We start from the raw sequence: 17,380 nt of genomic DNA, 5'->3' as shown, positions 1-17,380 counted from the left end.
GAGTTTACAGCTTGGCGATGGCGTCGTCCACGTGCGAGACGTAGATGTCGTCGACCGCGACGTTCTGTCCCAGACCCTGGAGCAGGCACGTCACTTCGAAGCCGGCGGCCATGAACTTCGCAGCCCAGCTGTCGGGGTCGGTCTCGTCTGCCATGTCGTTGTTCGCGTGGTCGCCCGCGACCACCATGAACGGCGCGAGCACGGCCTTCTTGTAGCCTGCGGCGCTCGCGGCGGCGATAACATCCTCGCAGGTCGGTTCAGCCTCGACGGTGCCGACGAAGAACTGCGTCAAGCCCTCGTTCTTGAACACTTCCTGCATTTTGGCATAGTCGGCGTTGGAATCGGCTTCGGTGCCGTGGCCCATGAGGCACAGCGCCGTCTTGCCGTCGTCGAAGGACGCCATGTTCTCCTTAATGGCTGCGGCCACCTTCTTGTAGTCATCGTCGGAGGTGAGCAGCGGGTCGCCGAGCGAGATTTTGTCGAACTTGTCGGCGTACTTGTCGAGCTCGTCTTTCACGTCGGTGTATTCCAGGCCACCCATGAGATGCGTCGGCTGCACGACGATTTTCTTCACGCCGTCTTCCACGCAGCGGTCGAGCGCCTCGGTCATGTTGTCGATCGTGATGCCGTCGCGCTTCTTCAGCTTGTCGATGATGATCTGCGCGGTGAAGGCGCGGCGGATGTCGTAGTCCTGCCAGTACTTCTCGCGGATAGCGTCTTCGATGGCGCCGATGGTGATGTGGCGCGAGTCGTTGTAGCTCGTGCCGAAGCTCGTGACGAGGATGACCGGCTTCACGGCCTTCTCCTTTTCACTCGATTTCTCGGAACTCGCGGAGGTGTTGGAGCAGCCCGCGAGCGCGACTCCGGCGAGCGCGACGGCTCCGGTTGCTGCGGCGCCCATGAAGCCGCGGCGTGACATCTGGTCGGACATGGTTTTTCCTTTCCTCGGTTTGCCGGTCCACCGGCGACAGTTGCTTGTCGGCACAAGCGAAAGAAAAGCGCACCCCTCGGGGTTCACAAGGAGCTAACGCCACGGCGATGCCGTGAGGAAAAGGCGAAGCAGTCTGGCTTGGGGCGCGAGGCGGTTCGCCCGTGCGTCCTATACAGTAATGTCCCTTGCCCAGGATTCCCACCTGGTTCCCTCCGCAAGCCAGCGCGGGCTGTGCGGGCGCCGCGCCGGTCATTTCCTTTTATCCGATTGTCATATGCTCGTTGCCGAATCTTTTACTATGATAGTGGGCACTTGTGAACGTGTCAAAGCCAGGGCGGGCGGCATTGCGCCTCCTGCCTGCGTATTTGCGCCGATTGCCGCCGCAGGCGCCGTGTTTTGCCCGCTGCGCGAATGGCGGCGTAAACGGTTGCGATGAGAAACGGGAAGGGAAGGCTCGGATGATTCATATCGTTGGCGCAGGCTCGGGCGCCGCCGACCTTATCACGCTGCGCGGGGCGCGCCTTCTGCGCGCGGCCGACGTGGTCGTTTGGGCGGGAAGCCTTGTGAACCCCGAGCTGCTCGCTGAGTGCAAGGAATCCTGCATCGTCTACGACAGCGCGCACATGACCTTGGAGGAAGTGCTCGACGTGATGTGCGCGGCAGATGCGCGGGGCGAGGAAGTGGTGCGCCTGCACACGGGCGACCCGTGCCTGTACGGCGCCATCCAGGAGCAGATGGACGCGCTCGACGCGCGCGGCGTGGACTACGAGGTGGTGCCCGGCGTGTCGAGCTTTTGCGGTGCCGCGGCGGCGCTTCGCCAGGAATACACGCTGCCGGGAATCAGCCAGTCGGTCGTGATCACGCGGCTTTCCGGACGTACCCCCATGCCCGCGGGCGAGGGCATGCGCACCATGGCGGAAAGCGGCTCGACTATGGTCATCTTCCTGAGCTCGGGTATGCTCGCCGAGCTTTCCGCCGAGCTTTTGGCCGCGGGCCGCAGCTCCGACGAGCCGGCGGCGCTCGTGTACAAGGCGACCTGGCCTGAGGAGCGCGTGGTGCGCTGCACAGTGGGCACGCTCGCCGATGCGGGCGCGCGAGAGGGCATCGACCGCACGGCGCTCGTGGTGGTGGGCCGCGTACTCGGAGCTCGCGGCGGGCTTGCGCACGACGGCGTGCAAGCGGAGTCGTACGAGCGCAGCAAGCTTTACGACCCTTCGTTTGCCACGGGGTATCGGAAGGCGAGCAGCTAGCGTGGCCTTCGAGCACTACATATATACCGGGACGACCCGCCTGCGCTGCGGCTACACGACGGGGAGCTGTGCCGCGCTCGCGGCGAAGGCCGCCTGCGAGATGCTCTTGTCACGAAAGCCCGCCGGCCGCGTGTCGATCGTCACGCCCGGCGGGCTGCCCGTCGAGACGGACGTGGTCGACGCATTTATCGGCGAGGGGTGCGCCCAGTGTGCCGTGCGAAAGGACGCAGGCGACGATGCCGATGTGACCGACGGCGTGCTCGTGTACGCGCGCGTGGAACATGCGGGGTCGGGCACCGGCGCTGCGGGCAGCAAGGACGTGCCCACGCGCGAATCGGAAGTTTCCGTCGATGGCGGCGTGGGCGTGGGGCGCGTGACGTTGCCCGGGCTCGAGCAGCCGGTGGGGTCGGCCGCCATCAACGCGACGCCGCGCGCGATGATCACTTCGGCGGTGCGCGAGGTGTGCGCCGCGCACGGCTTTTCTGGAAATATTGCTGTGACGATTTCGGTACCCGAGGGCGTTTCCCTAGCCGAAAAGACCTTCAACCCGCACCTGGGGATAGAGGGCGGCATCTCCATCCTGGGCACGACGGGCATCGTCGAGCCTCGCAGTCTCGCTGCCTTGCGCGACAGCATCGAGCTCGAGATCCGGCAGCATGCGGCTATGGGGCGGCGCGGAGTCGTGCTCACGCCCGGCAACTACGGCGGGCAGTTCATCTCGGGGCATTTCCACCTAAACGGTGCGCCGGTGGTCTTCATCTCCAACTTTGTGGGCGATGCGATTGATTGCTGCGTTCGCGAGGGATTCACCAATGTCCTTCTTGTGGGACACATCGGCAAGCTGGTGAAGGTCGCTGGCGGCATCATGGACACCCATTCGCGTACCGCCGACTGCCGCGCGGAGATTCTGGCCGCCCACGCGGCCTTGGCCGGCGCGGGCGCGAAGACCGTGCGCGAGATCATGTCGTCGGTCACGACCACGGCGGCGCTCGAGGTAATCGAGGCCGCCGGCGTGGGGGACGCTGCGCGCGCCTCGCTCGCTGCGGCAATCGAGGACAGGTTGCGCCGCCGCGCGGCGGGCGCATGCGACATCGCCGCGGTCGTGTTCGACGCCGAGCGCCGCGAGCTTTTCCGCACGTCGGGCGCCGATGCAGTTATCGGGGAATTGGGGGCGACGTATGAGTAAAGGCGTGCTGTATGGGGTGGGCCGCGCAATCGGCTGGCCAGGGACGAAGGTGGTCATGAAGGCGCGCCGCTCGCTTGCGGACACGAAGCGCATCCTTCGCGAGGAGGGCGCCTTCGACGGTGGCGAGCTCGTAGAGGACTGTGGGCTTCCGGGCGAGCGCGTGTACCGTTCGCTCGACGATGTGCCCGATCGGGGCAGCTACTTCTCGACGATGGTGGTGCGCTAGATGAGGGTTTCCTGCATAGCGTTCACTGAGAGGGGGTATGCGTTGGCGGAGCGCACCGCACGCGCGCTTTCCGATTGCGCACAGACAGGTGAAGATGACCCTGGCTGGGACGTTTCCGTTTCGCGCGGGTTCGGCGAGGGGAAGGCCGACCTGCGCGCATGGACGGCGCTCGCGTGGGAAGCGTCGGACGCGCTTCTGTTCGTGGGCGCGGCGGGCATCGCCGTGCGGGCGATCGCGCCGCATGTCGCCTCGAAGGCAACCGATTCCGCGGTTGTGGCGATCGACGAGGCGGGGCGCTTTGCCGTCCCGCTTTTGTCGGGGCATTTGGGCGGTGCGAACGAGCTTGCGCAAACTGTGGCACGCGCGGCAGGGGCCATCCCCGTCATCACCACGGCGACCGACGTCCGCGGCGTGTGGGCGGTGGATACGTGGGCGCGCTGTGCGGGGCTCGCCGTTTCGAATCCCGAGGCCATCAAGCGAGTGTCGGCGCGGCTGCTTTCGGGCGGGCGCGTGGCGCTCTATTCCGACATGCCGATTTCGGGACAGCCGCCTGAGGGGGTTGACATTGCGTCCGACCGCGCTCGGGCCGATATCGTCGTGTCGCCGTTCGCTGGCGCTAATGCAGGTGCGTCCGTTCGCGCCTTGGAGACAACGGGCGAGGTCGTGCCCGCCGGTGAGACGTGGAAGCCGGCGGGCGTGCGGGCGCAGGCGCCTGCGCCCGAGCCGCTTCGCCTTGTCGTGCCCTGCATCGTTGCGGGCATAGGGTGCCGTCGCGGTGCGTGCGCCGAAGCGATCGAGGAGGCGTTTCTTCTCGCGTGCGGGCAGGCGGGTATCTCGCCTTCGGCCGTGCGCGAGGCGGCGACGATCGAAGTGAAGGCGCACGAGGAGGGTCTGCTCGCCTTCTGCCGCGCGCGCAATATCCCGCTTGCGACGTATTCCGCAGAGGAGTTGTCGCAGGTCGAAGGCAGCGTTTCGCCATCTAATTTCGTGCGCGCGACGGTGGGGGTCGACAACGTGTGCGAGCGCGCGGCGCTCGCGGACGGGGGCAAACTTATCTTCCCGAAGCTCGCTCACGGCGGCGTGACCGTCGCGTTTTCCAAGGTAACTATCGAACTTTCGTTTAAGGAGCGGTGATGGGAAAGCTCTTCGTGGTGGGGATCGGCCCGGGCGGCCCCGACGGCATGACGATTGCGGCCCGGCGCGCGCTCGAGGCGGCCGACATCGTTGTGGGGTACACGAAATACGTGGAGCTCGCGCTCGCCGCCGTGCCCGACGCGGCGCATCTCGCGACGCCGATGATGCACGAGGTTGAACGGTGCCGCCTGGCGCTTTCGCGCGCGCAGAGCGGAGAAGCCGTGGCGCTCGTGTGCAGCGGTGACGCGGGCGTGTACGGCATGGCGAGCCCCGTGCTGGAGCTTGCGGAGGACTACCCCGATGTAGACGTGGAAGTTATCGCCGGGGCCACCGCGGCTCAGAGCGGGTCGGCGGTGCTCGGCGCCCCGCTTGCCCACGACTTCGCGGTCGTGTCGCTCTCCGACCTGCTCACGCCGTGGGAGGTCATCGAGCGCAGGCTCGCCGCCGTGGCGAGCGCCGACTTCTGCATCTGTTTGTACAACCCGCGCAGCAGAAAGCGCGCCGACAGGCTCTCGCGCGCGGCGAAGATTATGCTCGAATGGAAGGCCCCCGACACGCTCTGCGGCTGGGTACGCAACATCGGGCGCGAGGGGCAGCAGTCGGGCATGTGCAGGCTCTCCGAGCTGGGGGAGATCGACGCCGACATGTTCACCACCGTGTTCGTCGGCAACGCTGACACGAAGCTCGTAGGCGGCCGTATGGTCACGCCGCGCGGGTATCGGGAGATTCCATGCGAAAGGTAACGATCATCGGGGCGGGGCCCGGAAACCCCGACTTGCTCTCGCGCGCGGCGCTCGACGCGATCGACATCGCCGACGTGGTCATCGGCGCTCATCGCGCGCTTGCCGGCATCGACGTGCCGCCCGACGTGGTGAGATGCGAGCTCGTGAAGACGGCGGACATCGTCGCCGCGCTCACCGATGCGGCGTCGTGGCGGCGCGCCGTGGTCGTGATGACGGGCGATGTGGGGCTGTTCAGCGGCGCGCGCCGCCTGGTGGAGGCGCTCTCCGGCGACGCGCAGGTGGACGTGCGCGTTGTTCCCGGCATAAGCTCAGCGTCGTATCTCGCCGCGCGCCTCGCGCGTCCATGGCAGGATTGGCGCTTCGCGAGCGCTCACGGCGTGGCGTGCGACATCGTGGCCGAGGCCGAGCGCGCAGGTGAGCTCTTCCTCGTCACGTCGGGCGGGGAAGATCCCTCGCGGCTTTCGGGCGAGCTTGTGCAGGCGGGCTTCGGGGACGCGAGCGTGACGGTGGCCGAGCGCCTGTCGTACCCCGACGAGCGCATCACCTGCGCGACCGCAAGTGAAATCACAGGTCAGACGTTCGACGACTTGAACGTGATGCTTATCGATTTCGCAGGCAGCGCCGGGTCGCCTGCGGGCTCTAGCGCAGCCTCCGAGGTGCCGGCCGGCGTGTCTGCGCCCGCGGCGGCTTCTTCCGCGGCGGACTCTGCGGGCGCATCCCGCGCCGCGAGTTCCCGCTGGCCGTACGCTTCCTCGGGCATTCCCGACGAGCTCTTCATCCGCGGCGACGTTCCCATGACCAAGCAGGAGGTGCGCGCCGTCGCGCTCGCGAAGCTGCGCCTTACCGCGACCGACACCGTGTGGGACGTCGGCGCCGGCACGGGGAGCGTGTCGATCGAGGCGGCGCTCGTCGCGCGAGCGGGGTCGGTATGGGCGGTCGAGCGCAACGCGGCCGGCGTGCGGCTCATCCGAGAGAACGCGGATGCATTCGGGTGCGGCAACGTGCATGCGGTCCCCGGTGTCGCCCCCGAAGCGCTCGCGATACTGCCCGTCCCCGACGCCGTGTTCGTCGGCGGGAGCGCGGGCGAGCTTCCCTCCATCGTGGAGGTGGCGCTCGAGAAGAACTCGCAGGTTCGCCTGTGCGTGCCATGCGTCACCGTTGAGACGCTCACCGAGGCGTGCACGCTCCTCTCGAGTTCGCGCTTTAAGGGGTTCGAGGCTTGCCAGGTGTCGGCCGCCCGCGCCGAGGCTGTAGGCTCGCACCATCTTATGAAGGCGCAAAACCCCGTGTTCCTCGTCAGCGCGCGTGGTGCAGGTGGGGAAGGCGGCGCCCGGTGAGCACGACCATCCCGCGCTTCATGGTCGCTGCGCCCTCGAGCGGGAGCGGCAAGACGGTCGTTACGTGCGCGCTCCTGCGCGCGCTCGCGCGCCGCGGCCTCGCATGCGCGGCCTTCAAATGCGGCCCCGACTACATTGATCCGCTCTTTCATCGCCGCGTCGTGGGCGCGCGCTCGGGCAACTTAGACGGCTTCTTCACCGACGCCCCGACGCTGCGCGCCCTGCTCGCACGCGGCGCCGCGGGTGCGGATATCGCGGTGCTCGAGGGGGTCATGGGCTTCTACGATGGCATGGCGCCCGGCGTGGCCGACGCGAGCAGCTACCAGGTTGCGCGCGACACGGAAACGCCGGTCGTTTTAGTGGTGAACGGGCGCGGGGCGTCTTTATCGCTCGCCGCCGTAATTCGCGGCATCGCCGAGTTCCTGCCTTGTGCGAACGTGCGCGGCGTCGTGCTGAACAAGACGAGCGCCGCTGCCTGCGCCTACGCGGCGCCTGCGATCGAGAAGCACACGGGCGTCGCGGTTTTGGGGAATATCCCCGCCGACGAGGCGTTCTCGCTCGAAAGCCGGCATCTGGGGCTTGTAACCGCCGACGAGGTCGAGCAGCTCTCCGAGCGCATCGACAAGATGGCCGAGCTGGTGGAAAAGAGCGTCGACGTCGACCGCTTGCTCGAAATAGCGGCAACGGCACCCGATATCCGCGAGGAACCTTACCGGTTGGAGCCGATCACGGGAGCGCGGCCCATCGTCGCCGTCGCGCGTGACGAGGCGTTCTCGTTCTACTACGAGGAGAACCTGCGCGCTCTCGAGGACCTGGGTTGCGAGCTGGCCTTTTTCAGCCCCCTGTGTGATAGCGAGTTGCCCCGGGGGACAAGCGCCCTCTATCTGGGGGGCGGCTACCCGGAGCTCCATGCGCGTCAGCTCTCCGAGAACGCGCCGATGCGCGAAGCGGTGCGGCGCGCGGTGGAATCCGGCATGCCGACGGTCGCCGAATGCGGTGGGTTTCTGTACCTGCAGCGCGAAATCGCCGATAGCGAGGGGCGGCGCTGGCCTGTTGCGGGCGCCCTTGAGGGCGCAAGCGAGAACGGGGGAAGGCTGTCCCATTTCGGGTACGTGGAGCTCACTTCCCAACGCGACGGGCTCTACGGGCCGCGCGGCACACGCATCCGCGCGCACGAGTTCCACTACTGGCAGTCCACCTGCCCGGGCGGCGACTTCTGGGCGCAGAAGCCCCGGCGCGACAAGGGCTGGCCGTGCATGACGGCCACCCCGTCCCTGGTGGCGGGCTTTCCGCATGTGTACTATCCCGCGAACCCCGACGTTGTGCGCGCGTTCGCATCTGCCGCAGCGTCGTTCGCAGAGAGGAGACGGCATGGCTGAAACAACCGAAACCGCGCTTGCCTGCATTCGCGAGGAAGTCGAGCGCGCGTTCTCGTCGGCGCCGGGCGCCGTGCTCGAAGCCGCGCTTTCCCGGATCGCGCCTGCAGACGAGTGCGCCCGCGCCGCCGCGTACGCCGCGTGGGACTCCATCGCGCACCCCTTGGGGGGATTGGGCGACTTTGAAGACGCCGTCGCGTGTATCGCCGCAGCTCAGGGGAGCGCCGAGGTGGCCGAGTTCCCCCGTGCGCTCGCGGTATTCTTCTCCGATAACGGGGTCGTTGCCGAAGGCGTGTCGCAAAGCGGGCAAGACGTGACGCGAGCCGTCGCGCGCAATATGTGCGAGGGGGCCACGAGCGCCTGCCGCATGGCGGCGTTCGCGGGTGCCGAGGTCGTGCCCATCGACGTGGGTATGGCCCGGGGCATAGAAGACGCGCGCATGGTGCGCGCGAACGTGCGGCGGGGGAGCGGCAACATCGCGCACGGCCCCGCTATGTCTCGCGATGGGGCCGTGCGCGCGATCGAGGTCGGAATCGCCGTCGCGTGCGGGCTTGCCCGCGCCGGCGTGCGCCTTCTCGCCGCGGGCGAGATGGGCATCGGCAACACGACCACCTCGGCGGCGGTGGCCGCAGTGCTCCTCCGGGCGGACGCGCGGAGCCTCGTCGGGCGCGGCGCGGGGCTCTCGGACGCCTCGTTCGCGCGCAAGCGCGACGTCGTCGAGCGTGCTATCGACTCGAACTCGCCCGATCCCGCCGACCCGATCGACGTGCTCTCGAAGGTGGGCGGCTTCGACATCGCGGCGATGTGCGGCTTCTACCTGGGGGCCGCGGCCTCGAAGGCGCCGGCGCTCCTCGACGGGGTCATATCCTGCACGGCGGCCCTGTGCGCGGCGCGCCTGTGCCCCAACGCCTTGGGCTACCTCGTGGGCACCCACGCATCAAGCGAACCCGCAAGCCAGGAGCTCCTTCGCGAGCTCGGCATAAGGGCACCCCTCGACGCAGGCATGCACTTGGGCGAGGGCGCGGGCGCCATGGCGTATCTGCCCCTTCTGGATTCGGCGCTGCGCGTGTACCGGGATGGGAAGACGTTCATGGCGACTGGCATGGCTGCTTACGAGCATTTCGAGGCCGGGAAATGACGGTGACGCTCGTTATCGGCGCCGCCGCGAGCGGCAAGAGCGCCTACGCCGAGTCCCTGTGTCTCGGGCACGACGGCCCCCGCGTGTACCTGGCAACGATGGAGCCCTTCGGGGAAGAGGGTGCTCGCCGCATCGCGCGCCATCGGGCACTGCGCGAGGGCAAGGGGTTTTCCACCCTCGAGCGCACGCGTGACGTGGGCGCCGCAGCGCCCGGGCTTCCGCGCGGCTGCACGCTTCTTTTGGAGGACGTGGGCAACCTGGTTGCGAACGAGCTCTTCGCGGAAGGTGGCTTGTCCCCACGTGACCCCGACGCTGTGGCGCGCGATGTGCTCGGAGGCATCGAACGGCTTGCTCAGGCCGCTTCGTATACGGTGGTGGTCACCGTCGACGTGTTCGCCGATGGGATGCGCTACGATGAGGGGACCGAGGCATGGAGGCGCGCGCTCGCGCGCGTGAACGCGGGCGTGGCGGAGCTGGCCGACCGCGCAGTCGAAGTGGTATGCGGGATTCCCGTGTGGATGAAAGGCGAAGGACCTAGAAGGTGAAGATAGTAGAGGCAATCGGCGCGGCGTTCGGAACGTTCTCGCGCATCCCCGTCCCGAAATCGGACTGGACCGATTTCGGGTCAACCCATGCGCTTGCCGCGTTTCCCCTGGTGGGCCTTGCGGAAGGCTTCCTCATGACGGCGTGGGGACACGTTGCGAACCTGCTCGGTGCGCCCGCGACCATCGTCGCGGCCGTGCTTGTGGCGCTGCCTGTGGCGGTGACGGGAGGCATCCACCTAGACGGGCTCTGCGATACCTCCGATGCGCTTGCAAGTTGGGCCCCGCGCGAGCGAAAGCTCGAGATCATGCACGACCCGCGGGCGGGCGCCTTCGGGGTCATCGGTGTTGTTGTGTACCTTATTCTGCAGTTTTCCCTTTTCACCGCGCTGCCGCTTACGGCGGGGGCGTTCCTCGCGCTTCTGTGCTCGCTCGTGTTCTCCCGCTCGCTTTCGGGGCTCGCTGTTGAATGCTGGCCTGCCGCGCGGGCGGATGGCATGGCCGCGGGGCTCTCGCCTGCGAAGAAGCGCGCGGCGATCGTCGTGCCGCTTTGCGCTTTCGCTGCGGCTTCGGCTGCAGGGATGGTCGCGTGCGCTCAGGCCGTCGGCGCCCTTATGGCGGTGGCGGGGCTTTTGGCGCTCGCGTGGTACCGCCATGTTGCCCTGTCCCGCTTCGGCGGGGTGACGGGGGATTTGGCCGGATGGTTTCTGCAATGGGCCGAGCTCGCGATGCTTGCCATGCTGGTGGCGGGGGGAATGCTCCTATGATACTCGTGGTAGGTGGCGCGCATTCGGGGAAGAGGACCTTCGTGCGCGAAAAGCTCGGGTTCGCGGCGGACGATTTCGTCGACGCGGCGCGGTTTGCGGAGGGCGGCGTGCCCGCGGCTTTTGCCGGCCGCGTCGCGTACCGTGCTGAGGAACTCGTACGCGCGCTCGACGCTGAGCGGGCGCTCGAGCGGCTGATCGGCTTCGACGTAGTGATTCTGTCCTTGGTCGGCTCGGGGGTCGTCCCTATGCGTGCGGAAGACGCCCAATGGCGCGAGCGCGCGGGGCGCCTGGGATGCGCGCTCGCTGCGCGCGCCGACGTCGTCGTGCGCATGACGTGCGGGATACCCCAGGTCATCAAAGGAAACCTTGCCGATGCGCCTCGAGGGACGCAGGGCGCGGGCGCGCCTTTGGAAGTCGTCTTCGTGCGCCATGGTGCCACGGCGGGCACGGAAGACCATCGCTACAGCGGGGCGGGCAGCGACGAGCCCCTGTCGAGCGCGGGCGAGCGCGCTTTGCGCGACCTCGCGTGCTATCGTGACGTGTTCCGTGTCATCACGAGCGGCATGGTCCGCACCGACCAGACGGCGCGCGTCCTCTTCCCGAACGCGGAGCTTATGGCGTGCCCCGGTCTGCGCGAGATGGATTTCGGCGACTTCGAGGGGCGAAGCGCCGCCGAGCTTAACGAGGATGCGCGCTACCGCGCCTGGGTAGACTCCTGGTGCGAGTCGCGCTGCCCGCATGGCGAGGGCAAGAGCGATTTCACCCGCCGCGTCGTCGCGGCGTTTCGGGAGGCGTGCAAATCGGAGTGCGCCCAGGGGAGTGGGCGCGCCGTCTTCGTCGTTCACGCGGGTACCGTGAAAGCGCTACTCTCCGAGCTAGCTGTCCCAAAAATGGGATACTTCGACGTGCATACCGAGCCGGGCGGCGCATGGGCCGCCACCTGGGATGGGCGCTGCCTTCGCGACGTTCGCCCCGCTTTGGGGGGCGATGCCCGGTGATGACGATTCTTGCCGTCGCCGCCGGGTTCGCGGCCGACCTTGCCTTCGGCGACCCGCGCTGGCTTCCCCATCCCGTCGTCGCCATGGGGCGCGCGATCACGTGGGCCGAAGGTCGCCTGCGGGGCGCATTCCCGCAAACGTCCGCGGGCACGCGCGCCGCAGGGCTTGTGCTCGCTGTGGCGCTTCCGCTTGCGTGTGGGCTTTTGACCTGGGGAATCCTGCATCTTTGCGGCATGGTTCACTCCGGCTTGCGCTTCGTGGTCGAGGCATGGGCGAGCTATCAGATTCTCGCGGCATGCGAGCTGCGCCGCCAGAGCCTGGCCGTGGCCCGCGCGTTCTCGAAGGGCGGCCTTGTCGCGGCGCGCGAAGCCGTCGGGCTCATCGTGGGACGCGACACGTCTGTTCTCGACGAGCAGGGCGTCGCGCGCGCCGCCGTGGAAACGGTGGCGGAGAACGCGAGCGACGGCGTCATCGCGCCGCTTTTCTACCTTATGATCGGGGGTGCGCCCTTGGGTATGGCGTACAAGGCGGTGAACACGCTCGACAGCATGGTGGGCTACAAAAACGAGCGCTACATCGACTTCGGCTGCGCCTCGGCGCGCCTCGACGATGCGGTGAACTGGATTCCCTCGCGCTTATCGGCCTTGCTCATGATCGCCGTGTGCCCGATCGTCGGGCTTGACGCACGCGGGGCGGCGCGCATCTGGCGCCGCGACAGGCGTCGCCATGCGAGCCCGAACGCGGCGCAGACCGAGTCAGCGTGCGCGGGCGCGCTCGGGCTGCGCCTGGCAGGGCCCGCGGTGTATTTCGGCAAGCTCGTTGAGAAACCGACGATAGGCGACGCGTCCCGTGAAATCGAGTGGGGCGACATCGCCCGGGCGACGAGGCTCATGCTCGCCGCGTCCGTATGCGCGCTCGTCGTCTTCGGCGCCGCGCGCGCGGCGGTCGTGCTCGCCGTGGGGGCGATGGCATGAGGGAAGACCACGCCGCGTCCCGGGCTGCCGGGGGAATCCTGCGCGCCCGTGCGCATGGGGGCAGCTCGCAATCGCTCGGCATCGCTTGCGAAGGAGGTGCCTCCGACCTCATCGACTTCTCGGTGAACGTAAATCCGGCAGGCCCCTCGCCGCGTGCCGTCGCCGCAGCTTGCAAGGCGCTTTCTCGAATCGACGCCTACCCCGATAGGGAAAGCCTCGCTCTTGTTCGCGCCCTATCGCGCGCCCAGGGCATTCCCGAAGATACTATCGTCTGCGGCGCGGGCGCGTCCGACATCATCTGGCGGCTCGCCGCGGCGGTGCGCCCGAAACGCATCGTCGTGTGCGCGCCGACGTTCTCTGAATATGCGGAGGCGGCATCGTACTACGGCGCATGCGTGCAGGAGTTCCCGCTCTCCGAAGCGGACGACTTCGACGTTCCCGCCTCCTTCGCCCGCGCGATTGAGGGGCCGGGAGACGTGGCGTACCTCTGCAATCCGAACAACCCGACGGGGCGCCTCGTCGACCCCCGCGTGATCGATGCCGCGGCTTGCCGCTGCGAGCAGGTGGGCGCGCTGCTCGTCGTGGACGAGTGCTTCCTCGGATTTGCGCCCGACGCCCGCGAAAGGAGCGTGGCCGCACGCGCCGCGTGTTCGCGCCATGTGGCCGTGCTCTCCGCGTTCACCAAGCTCTACGGAATGGCGGGGTTGCGGTTGGGATATCTGATTAGCGGAAACGCCCAACTCATCGAGGGGATTCGTCGGGCGGGGCAGGCGTGGCCCGTCTCCTCGGTCGCCGAGGCCGCGGGCATCGCCGCCCTGGAAGACGTCGAATACGTCTCGCGCACGCGCGATGTATTGGCGGGCGAGCGAGCGTGGCTTTCTCACGAGCTCTCCTCGCTCGGGCTTTCCGTCGTGCCGTCGGATGCGAACTTCCTTTTAGTCCGCACGCCGGCGAAAGACATCCCCGAGCGCCTGTATAAACAGGGGGTTTTGGTCCGCACGTGCGACTCGTTTTCGGTACTGTCCCGCTTCTGGTGCCGCGTTGCGGTGCGCACGCGCAAGGAGAATGCCCGGCTTGCGATGGCGTTCAGCCGCGCGCTTCGGGCGGAAGGTGCATCGGGCGAAGTCGAACCCGACGAACGGGGCGGCGCTTCTTGCAGCGGCGCTATGGCGGGCGCGGATAGCCGAGGCTCGGCGAAGGAGGTCGATACCCGTGGGTAGGGCGAAGCCCATCATGATTCAGGGCACCATGTCGAACGCGGGGAAGAGCCTGCTTGCGGCGGGGCTGTGCCGTGTGCTTTCGCAGGACGGCCTGCGCGTGGCTCCCTTCAAGAGCCAGAACATGGCGCTCAACAGCGGTGTCACGGCCGACGGGCTCGAGATGGGGCGCGCCCAGATCATGCAGGCCGAGGCGTGCGGCATCGCGCCCGACGTGCGCATGAACCCCATTCTGCTCAAGCCCGAAAGCGACCACCGAAGCCAGCTCATCGTGGCCGGCAAGGCGCAGGGAGCCTTCGCTGCGAGGGACTACTTCGCGCGAAAGAAGGCGCTCATGCCGCAGATTTTGGAGGCGTTCGATTCGCTCGCGGAGGAAAACGACGTCATCGTCATCGAGGGCGCCGGCAGCCCCGCCGAAATCAACCTTTCCGAAAACGACATCGTCAACATGGGGCTCGCGCGCGCCGTGTCCTCCCCCGTGCTGCTCGCGGGTGACATCGACCCAGGCGGGGTGTTTGCCCAGCTCTACGGCACGGTCGCGCTCTTTGCGCCCGAGGATCGCGCGCTTTTGCGGGGGCTTGTGGTGAATAAGTTCCGCGGCGATGTGGAAATCCTGCGCCCGGGTTTGGCTCCGCTCGAGAAGATGTGCGGGGTTCCCGTCGTGGGGGTCGTGCCGTATCTTACGCTCGACCTGGACGACGAGGACTCGTTCGCGCCGCGCTTATCTGCCCGCGAGGCGCGCGGCGTCATCGACGTCGCCGTCGTGCGCCTTCCGCATCTGTCGAACTTCACCGACTTCGACCCGCTTTCGCGCGTGCCCGGCATGGGCGTGCGCTACGTTTCCTCGACGACCGATCTGGGCCGACCCGACCTGGTGGTGCTTCCCGGCTCGAAGACCACGCTCGACGACGCGCGCTGGCTTGCGGATAGCGGCATCGGAGCCTGTGTACGCGCGCTTTCGGGCGTGGGCACGCCGGTGCTCGGCATATGCGGAGGCTACCAGCTTTTGGGAGACGAGCTTTCCGACCCGCACGGCAGGGAAGGCGCTGGCACCGCGCGCGGGCTCGGGCTCATCCCTGCAAGTACGGTGTTCAAGGAGGAAAAGCGCCTCGCCCAGTCGGAGCTGCGCATCACGGGCGCCCAAGGCGCGTTCTCGGTGTGGAACGGCATGACGGCGCGCGGGTACGAGATTCACGACGGCGAAACGACCGTCTCCTGCGCCCCTGCGGGCACGATTGGCGGCAAACCAGAAGGCGCGGCCTGCGGAAACGTGTTCGGAACCTATCTCCACGGCCTGTTCGACGAACCGGGGGTGGCGCTCGCCCTCGCGCGCTCGCTCGCGCGCATGCGCGGCCTGCCCGAGAGCGTCGTGGGTGCTGCGGGCGCGGCGTCCGCGGCCGATCACCGTGCGCGCGAGTTCGACCGCCTGGCCGATGTCGTGCGCGGGGCGCTCGACATGGAGTATGTCTACCGCATTATCGAGGAGGGCGTATGATCCACGTGTATCATGGCGACGGCAAAGGCAAGACCACGGCGGCGATGGGCCTCGCCCTTCGCATGCTCGCCGCAGGCCGCCGCGTCGTCGTCGTGCAGTTCCTGAAAGACGGCGAAAGCGGGGAGGCGCGCCTGCTCGCCGAGCATTTCGGCGTGCCCGTGTTCGCGGGGAAGGTGTCGGACAAGTTTACCTGGTCAATGACGTCGGAAGAACTTGCCGCGACGTGCGAGCTGCACGATGGGAACCTCGCTTCCGCGCTCGCCGAGCTCGAGGGCGCTCAGGAGGGGCTGCTCGTGCTCGACGAGGCGCTCGACGCGCTTTCGAAGGGGCTTGTCGACGAGGCGCTCGTGGACTGCGCGCTCGATATGTCCGCGCGCGGCTTCGAAGTGGCGCTCACCGGGCGCGCGCCTTCCCGCAAGATCGTGGAGAAGGCCGACTACATAACCGAGATGCGGTGCGAGAAACACCCCTACGCTCAGGGGATATGTGCAAGGGAAGGAGTGGAGTACTAGATGGATTCCAAGGAGATGGCGCCCGGCGACATCGAGCGGCGCAGCTTCGAGATCATCACCGAAGAGCTCGGCGGCCGCACGTTCCCGCCGCTCGAAGAGCCCGTCGTGAAGCGCGTCATCCACACCACTGCCGACTTCTCGTACGCCGATTCCCTCGTGTTCACCCATGACGCCGCGCACTGTGCGCTCGACGCACTGCGCGCAGGGGCCACGGTGCTCACCGACACGAACATGGCGCTCGCGGGCATAAGCAAGCCCGCGCTCGCGAAGCTCGGCTGCAAGGCCGTGTGCTACATGGCCGACCCTGATGTCGCCGCGGCTGCGCGCGCCGCGGGCACGACTCGCGCCGTTGCGAGCATGGACAAAGCTTGCGGCATCGAGGGTCCGCTTATCGTGGCCGTCGGCAACGCTCCCACAGCACTTCTGCGCCTCGCCGAGCTCATGGACGCGGGGAAGATCGCGCCCGCGCTCGTCGTTGGGGTGCCGGTTGGGTTTGTTAACGTGGTCGAGGCGAAAGAGGAGCTTCTCGCGCGACGCGTGCCGGCCATCGTCGCGAGGGGTCGCAAGGGCGGCTCGACCGTGGCGGCCGCCATTATGAACGCGCTACTCTACCAGATCACGCGCCCAGGCGGCCCGAAGTGACGGCGCCCGCATCCGCGCCGGCGCTGCGCATCTTCGCCGGCACCACCGAGGGCCGCCTTCTGTGCGAATGGGCGAGCGGGGCGGGCATTCCCGCCCGTGCCTACGCGGCAACCGAGTACGGAGGCGAGCTTTTGGGCGAGCTTCCGGGCATCGAGGTGCATGCGGGCAGGCTCGACGATGCCGACATGGAGCGCGAGCTTTCCGGCGCGCGCGTCGTCGTCGACGCCACGCACCCCTTCGCTACGCTCGCAAGCGGCAACATCCGGGCCGCTTCGCTCGCCGTGGGTGCACGATGCCTGCGCCTTGCGCGCCCGGCTGAGGCGCTACCCAAAGGCGTCGTGCCGGTCGCGTCGATCGCCTGCGCGGCGCGCTTTCTCTCCGAGAACCCGGGTCGCGCGCTTCTCACGACGGGGAGCAAGGAGCTTGCTCCCTACACGCGCGTCGCCGATTTCGCGGAGCGCTTCTTCGTGCGTGTGCTCCCGCTGCCCGGTGCTATAACGAAGTGCATCGACGCGGGGTTTTCGCCGTCGCACGTCATCGGCATGCAGGGGCCCTTCACCCGTGAGCTCAACGAGGCGATGCTTCGGCAGGTGGGCGCCCATTGGCTTGTGACCAAGGACTCGGGAACCGTAGGCGGCACGGTCGAGAAGCTCGCCGCCGCGCGCGCCGTGGGAGCGCGCTGTATTGTGGTCACCCGTCCCGCCGAGGGAAGCGGGGCCCTTTCGCTTCGGGAAGTAGAAGATGCGCTCTTACGGGAGTTCGCGCGCTAGGCGCTCGCCGCGCCTGCGCGCCCTCCCGCCCGCGAGGAGGAGCCTCTCGAGCAAGCTCGAACCGTACAAGACCGTCATCCGCCAATAGTTCGAGGACGACGTCCGGAACTGGCGCAAGCAGCCCTTCAATAAGTTGCGGTGA

18 protein-coding genes are annotated in these 17,380 nt (G+C 67.8%); 17 read left to right on the top strand and 1 reads right to left on the bottom strand.

The features are described 5' to 3' along the window. Positions 1–4: 4 nt before the first annotated feature. Positions 5–931, bottom strand: coding sequence for a sirohydrochlorin cobaltochelatase (locus tag AAAX32_RS05480; RefSeq protein WP_349100233.1), 927 nt, complete (start codon positions 929–931; stop codon positions 5–7). Between the two features lie 458 nt (positions 932–1,389). On the opposite strand from AAAX32_RS05480, the gene cobM reads away from it, so the two are divergent. The 17 genes from cobM to cobK are packed head-to-tail and all read left to right on the top strand — an operon-like array spanning position 1,390 to position 17,238. After that, the gene (cobM, locus tag AAAX32_RS05475) at positions 1,390–2,181 is read left to right on the top strand and encodes a precorrin-4 C(11)-methyltransferase (RefSeq protein WP_217108439.1); all 792 of its coding nucleotides are present in this window, start codon (positions 1,390–1,392) and stop codon (positions 2,179–2,181) included. 1 nt (position 2,182) lies between these two features. Next, the gene (gene cbiD, locus AAAX32_RS05470) at positions 2,183–3,367 is read left to right on the top strand and encodes a cobalt-precorrin-5B (C(1))-methyltransferase CbiD (protein WP_217108438.1); all 1,185 of its coding nucleotides are present in this window, start codon (positions 2,183–2,185) and stop codon (positions 3,365–3,367) included. Next, a complete protein-coding gene (locus AAAX32_RS05465) occupies positions 3,360–3,593 on the top strand; it encodes a hypothetical protein (protein WP_349100232.1) in 234 nt (77 codons plus the stop codon). The genes cbiD and AAAX32_RS05465 overlap by 8 nt, the downstream gene beginning before the upstream one ends. Positions 3,594–3,635: 42 nt before the next feature. Further along, on the top strand, positions 3,636–4,727 hold the full coding sequence (locus AAAX32_RS05460) for a cobalamin biosynthesis protein (RefSeq protein WP_349100231.1): 1,092 nt from the start codon (positions 3,636–3,638) through the stop codon (positions 4,725–4,727). After that, positions 4,727–5,470 carry a precorrin-3B C(17)-methyltransferase gene (gene cobJ / locus AAAX32_RS05455; protein ID WP_117769633.1) on the top strand — a complete coding sequence of 248 codons (744 nt, stop codon included), beginning with the start codon at positions 4,727–4,729 and terminating at the stop codon, positions 5,468–5,470. Before AAAX32_RS05460 ends, cobJ begins: the two co-directional genes overlap by 1 nt. Further along, positions 5,458–6,807 (top strand): precorrin-6y C5,15-methyltransferase (decarboxylating) subunit CbiE, encoded by a 1,350-nt coding sequence (cbiE, locus tag AAAX32_RS05450; RefSeq protein WP_349100230.1) that lies wholly within the window; start codon positions 5,458–5,460, stop codon positions 6,805–6,807. The genes cobJ and cbiE overlap by 13 nt, the downstream gene beginning before the upstream one ends. Beyond that, the gene (locus AAAX32_RS05445) at positions 6,804–8,186 is read left to right on the top strand and encodes a cobyrinate a,c-diamide synthase (protein WP_349100229.1); all 1,383 of its coding nucleotides are present in this window, start codon (positions 6,804–6,806) and stop codon (positions 8,184–8,186) included. The genes cbiE and AAAX32_RS05445 overlap by 4 nt, the downstream gene beginning before the upstream one ends. Continuing rightward, positions 8,179–9,321: a nicotinate-nucleotide--dimethylbenzimidazole phosphoribosyltransferase gene (gene cobT, locus AAAX32_RS05440; protein WP_349100228.1), complete on the top strand. Its 1,143-nt coding sequence runs from the start codon at positions 8,179–8,181 to the stop codon at positions 9,319–9,321. Before AAAX32_RS05445 ends, cobT begins: the two co-directional genes overlap by 8 nt. Beyond that, positions 9,318–9,866, top strand: a complete 549-nt coding sequence (locus AAAX32_RS05435; protein ID WP_349100227.1) for a bifunctional adenosylcobinamide kinase/adenosylcobinamide-phosphate guanylyltransferase — start codon at positions 9,318–9,320, stop codon at positions 9,864–9,866. Before cobT ends, AAAX32_RS05435 begins: the two co-directional genes overlap by 4 nt. Then, on the top strand, positions 9,863–10,630 hold the full coding sequence (gene cobS / locus AAAX32_RS05430; protein ID WP_349100226.1) for an adenosylcobinamide-GDP ribazoletransferase: 768 nt from the start codon (positions 9,863–9,865) through the stop codon (positions 10,628–10,630). Before AAAX32_RS05435 ends, cobS begins: the two co-directional genes overlap by 4 nt. Then, positions 10,564–11,628, top strand: a complete 1,065-nt coding sequence (locus AAAX32_RS05425) for a histidine phosphatase family protein (RefSeq protein WP_349100225.1) — start codon at positions 10,564–10,566, stop codon at positions 11,626–11,628. Before cobS ends, AAAX32_RS05425 begins: the two co-directional genes overlap by 67 nt. Beyond that, positions 11,628–12,602 (top strand): adenosylcobinamide-phosphate synthase CbiB, encoded by a 975-nt coding sequence (gene cbiB / locus AAAX32_RS05420; RefSeq protein ID WP_349100223.1) that lies wholly within the window; start codon positions 11,628–11,630, stop codon positions 12,600–12,602. The genes AAAX32_RS05425 and cbiB overlap by 1 nt, the downstream gene beginning before the upstream one ends. Beyond that, complete coding sequence (locus tag AAAX32_RS05415) at positions 12,488–13,822, top strand: threonine-phosphate decarboxylase (RefSeq protein ID WP_349100222.1); 1,335 nt, start codon at positions 12,488–12,490, stop codon at positions 13,820–13,822. The genes cbiB and AAAX32_RS05415 overlap by 115 nt, the downstream gene beginning before the upstream one ends. Beyond that, positions 13,815–15,314 carry a cobyric acid synthase gene (locus AAAX32_RS05410; protein ID WP_349100221.1) on the top strand — a complete coding sequence of 500 codons (1,500 nt, stop codon included), beginning with the start codon at positions 13,815–13,817 and terminating at the stop codon, positions 15,312–15,314. The genes AAAX32_RS05415 and AAAX32_RS05410 overlap by 8 nt, the downstream gene beginning before the upstream one ends. Beyond that, complete coding sequence (locus AAAX32_RS05405; RefSeq protein ID WP_349100220.1) at positions 15,311–15,826, top strand: cob(I)yrinic acid a,c-diamide adenosyltransferase; 516 nt, start codon at positions 15,311–15,313, stop codon at positions 15,824–15,826. Before AAAX32_RS05410 ends, AAAX32_RS05405 begins: the two co-directional genes overlap by 4 nt. Next, complete coding sequence (locus AAAX32_RS05400) at positions 15,827–16,468, top strand: precorrin-8X methylmutase (RefSeq protein WP_015538672.1); 642 nt, start codon at positions 15,827–15,829, stop codon at positions 16,466–16,468. After that, entirely contained in the window at positions 16,465–17,238 is a 774-nt protein-coding gene (gene cobK, locus AAAX32_RS05395) for a precorrin-6A reductase (RefSeq protein ID WP_349100219.1), read from the top strand. The genes AAAX32_RS05400 and cobK overlap by 4 nt, the downstream gene beginning before the upstream one ends. Positions 17,239–17,380 lie beyond the last annotated feature (142 nt).

The sequence above is a fragment of the Collinsella sp. CLA-ER-H3 genome (assembly GCF_040092425.1).
Lineage (GTDB): Bacteria > Actinomycetota > Coriobacteriia > Coriobacteriales > Coriobacteriaceae > Collinsella.
The sequence above is the reverse complement of the archived record's forward strand: the minus strand, read 5'-3'. Positions and strand labels throughout refer to the sequence as shown.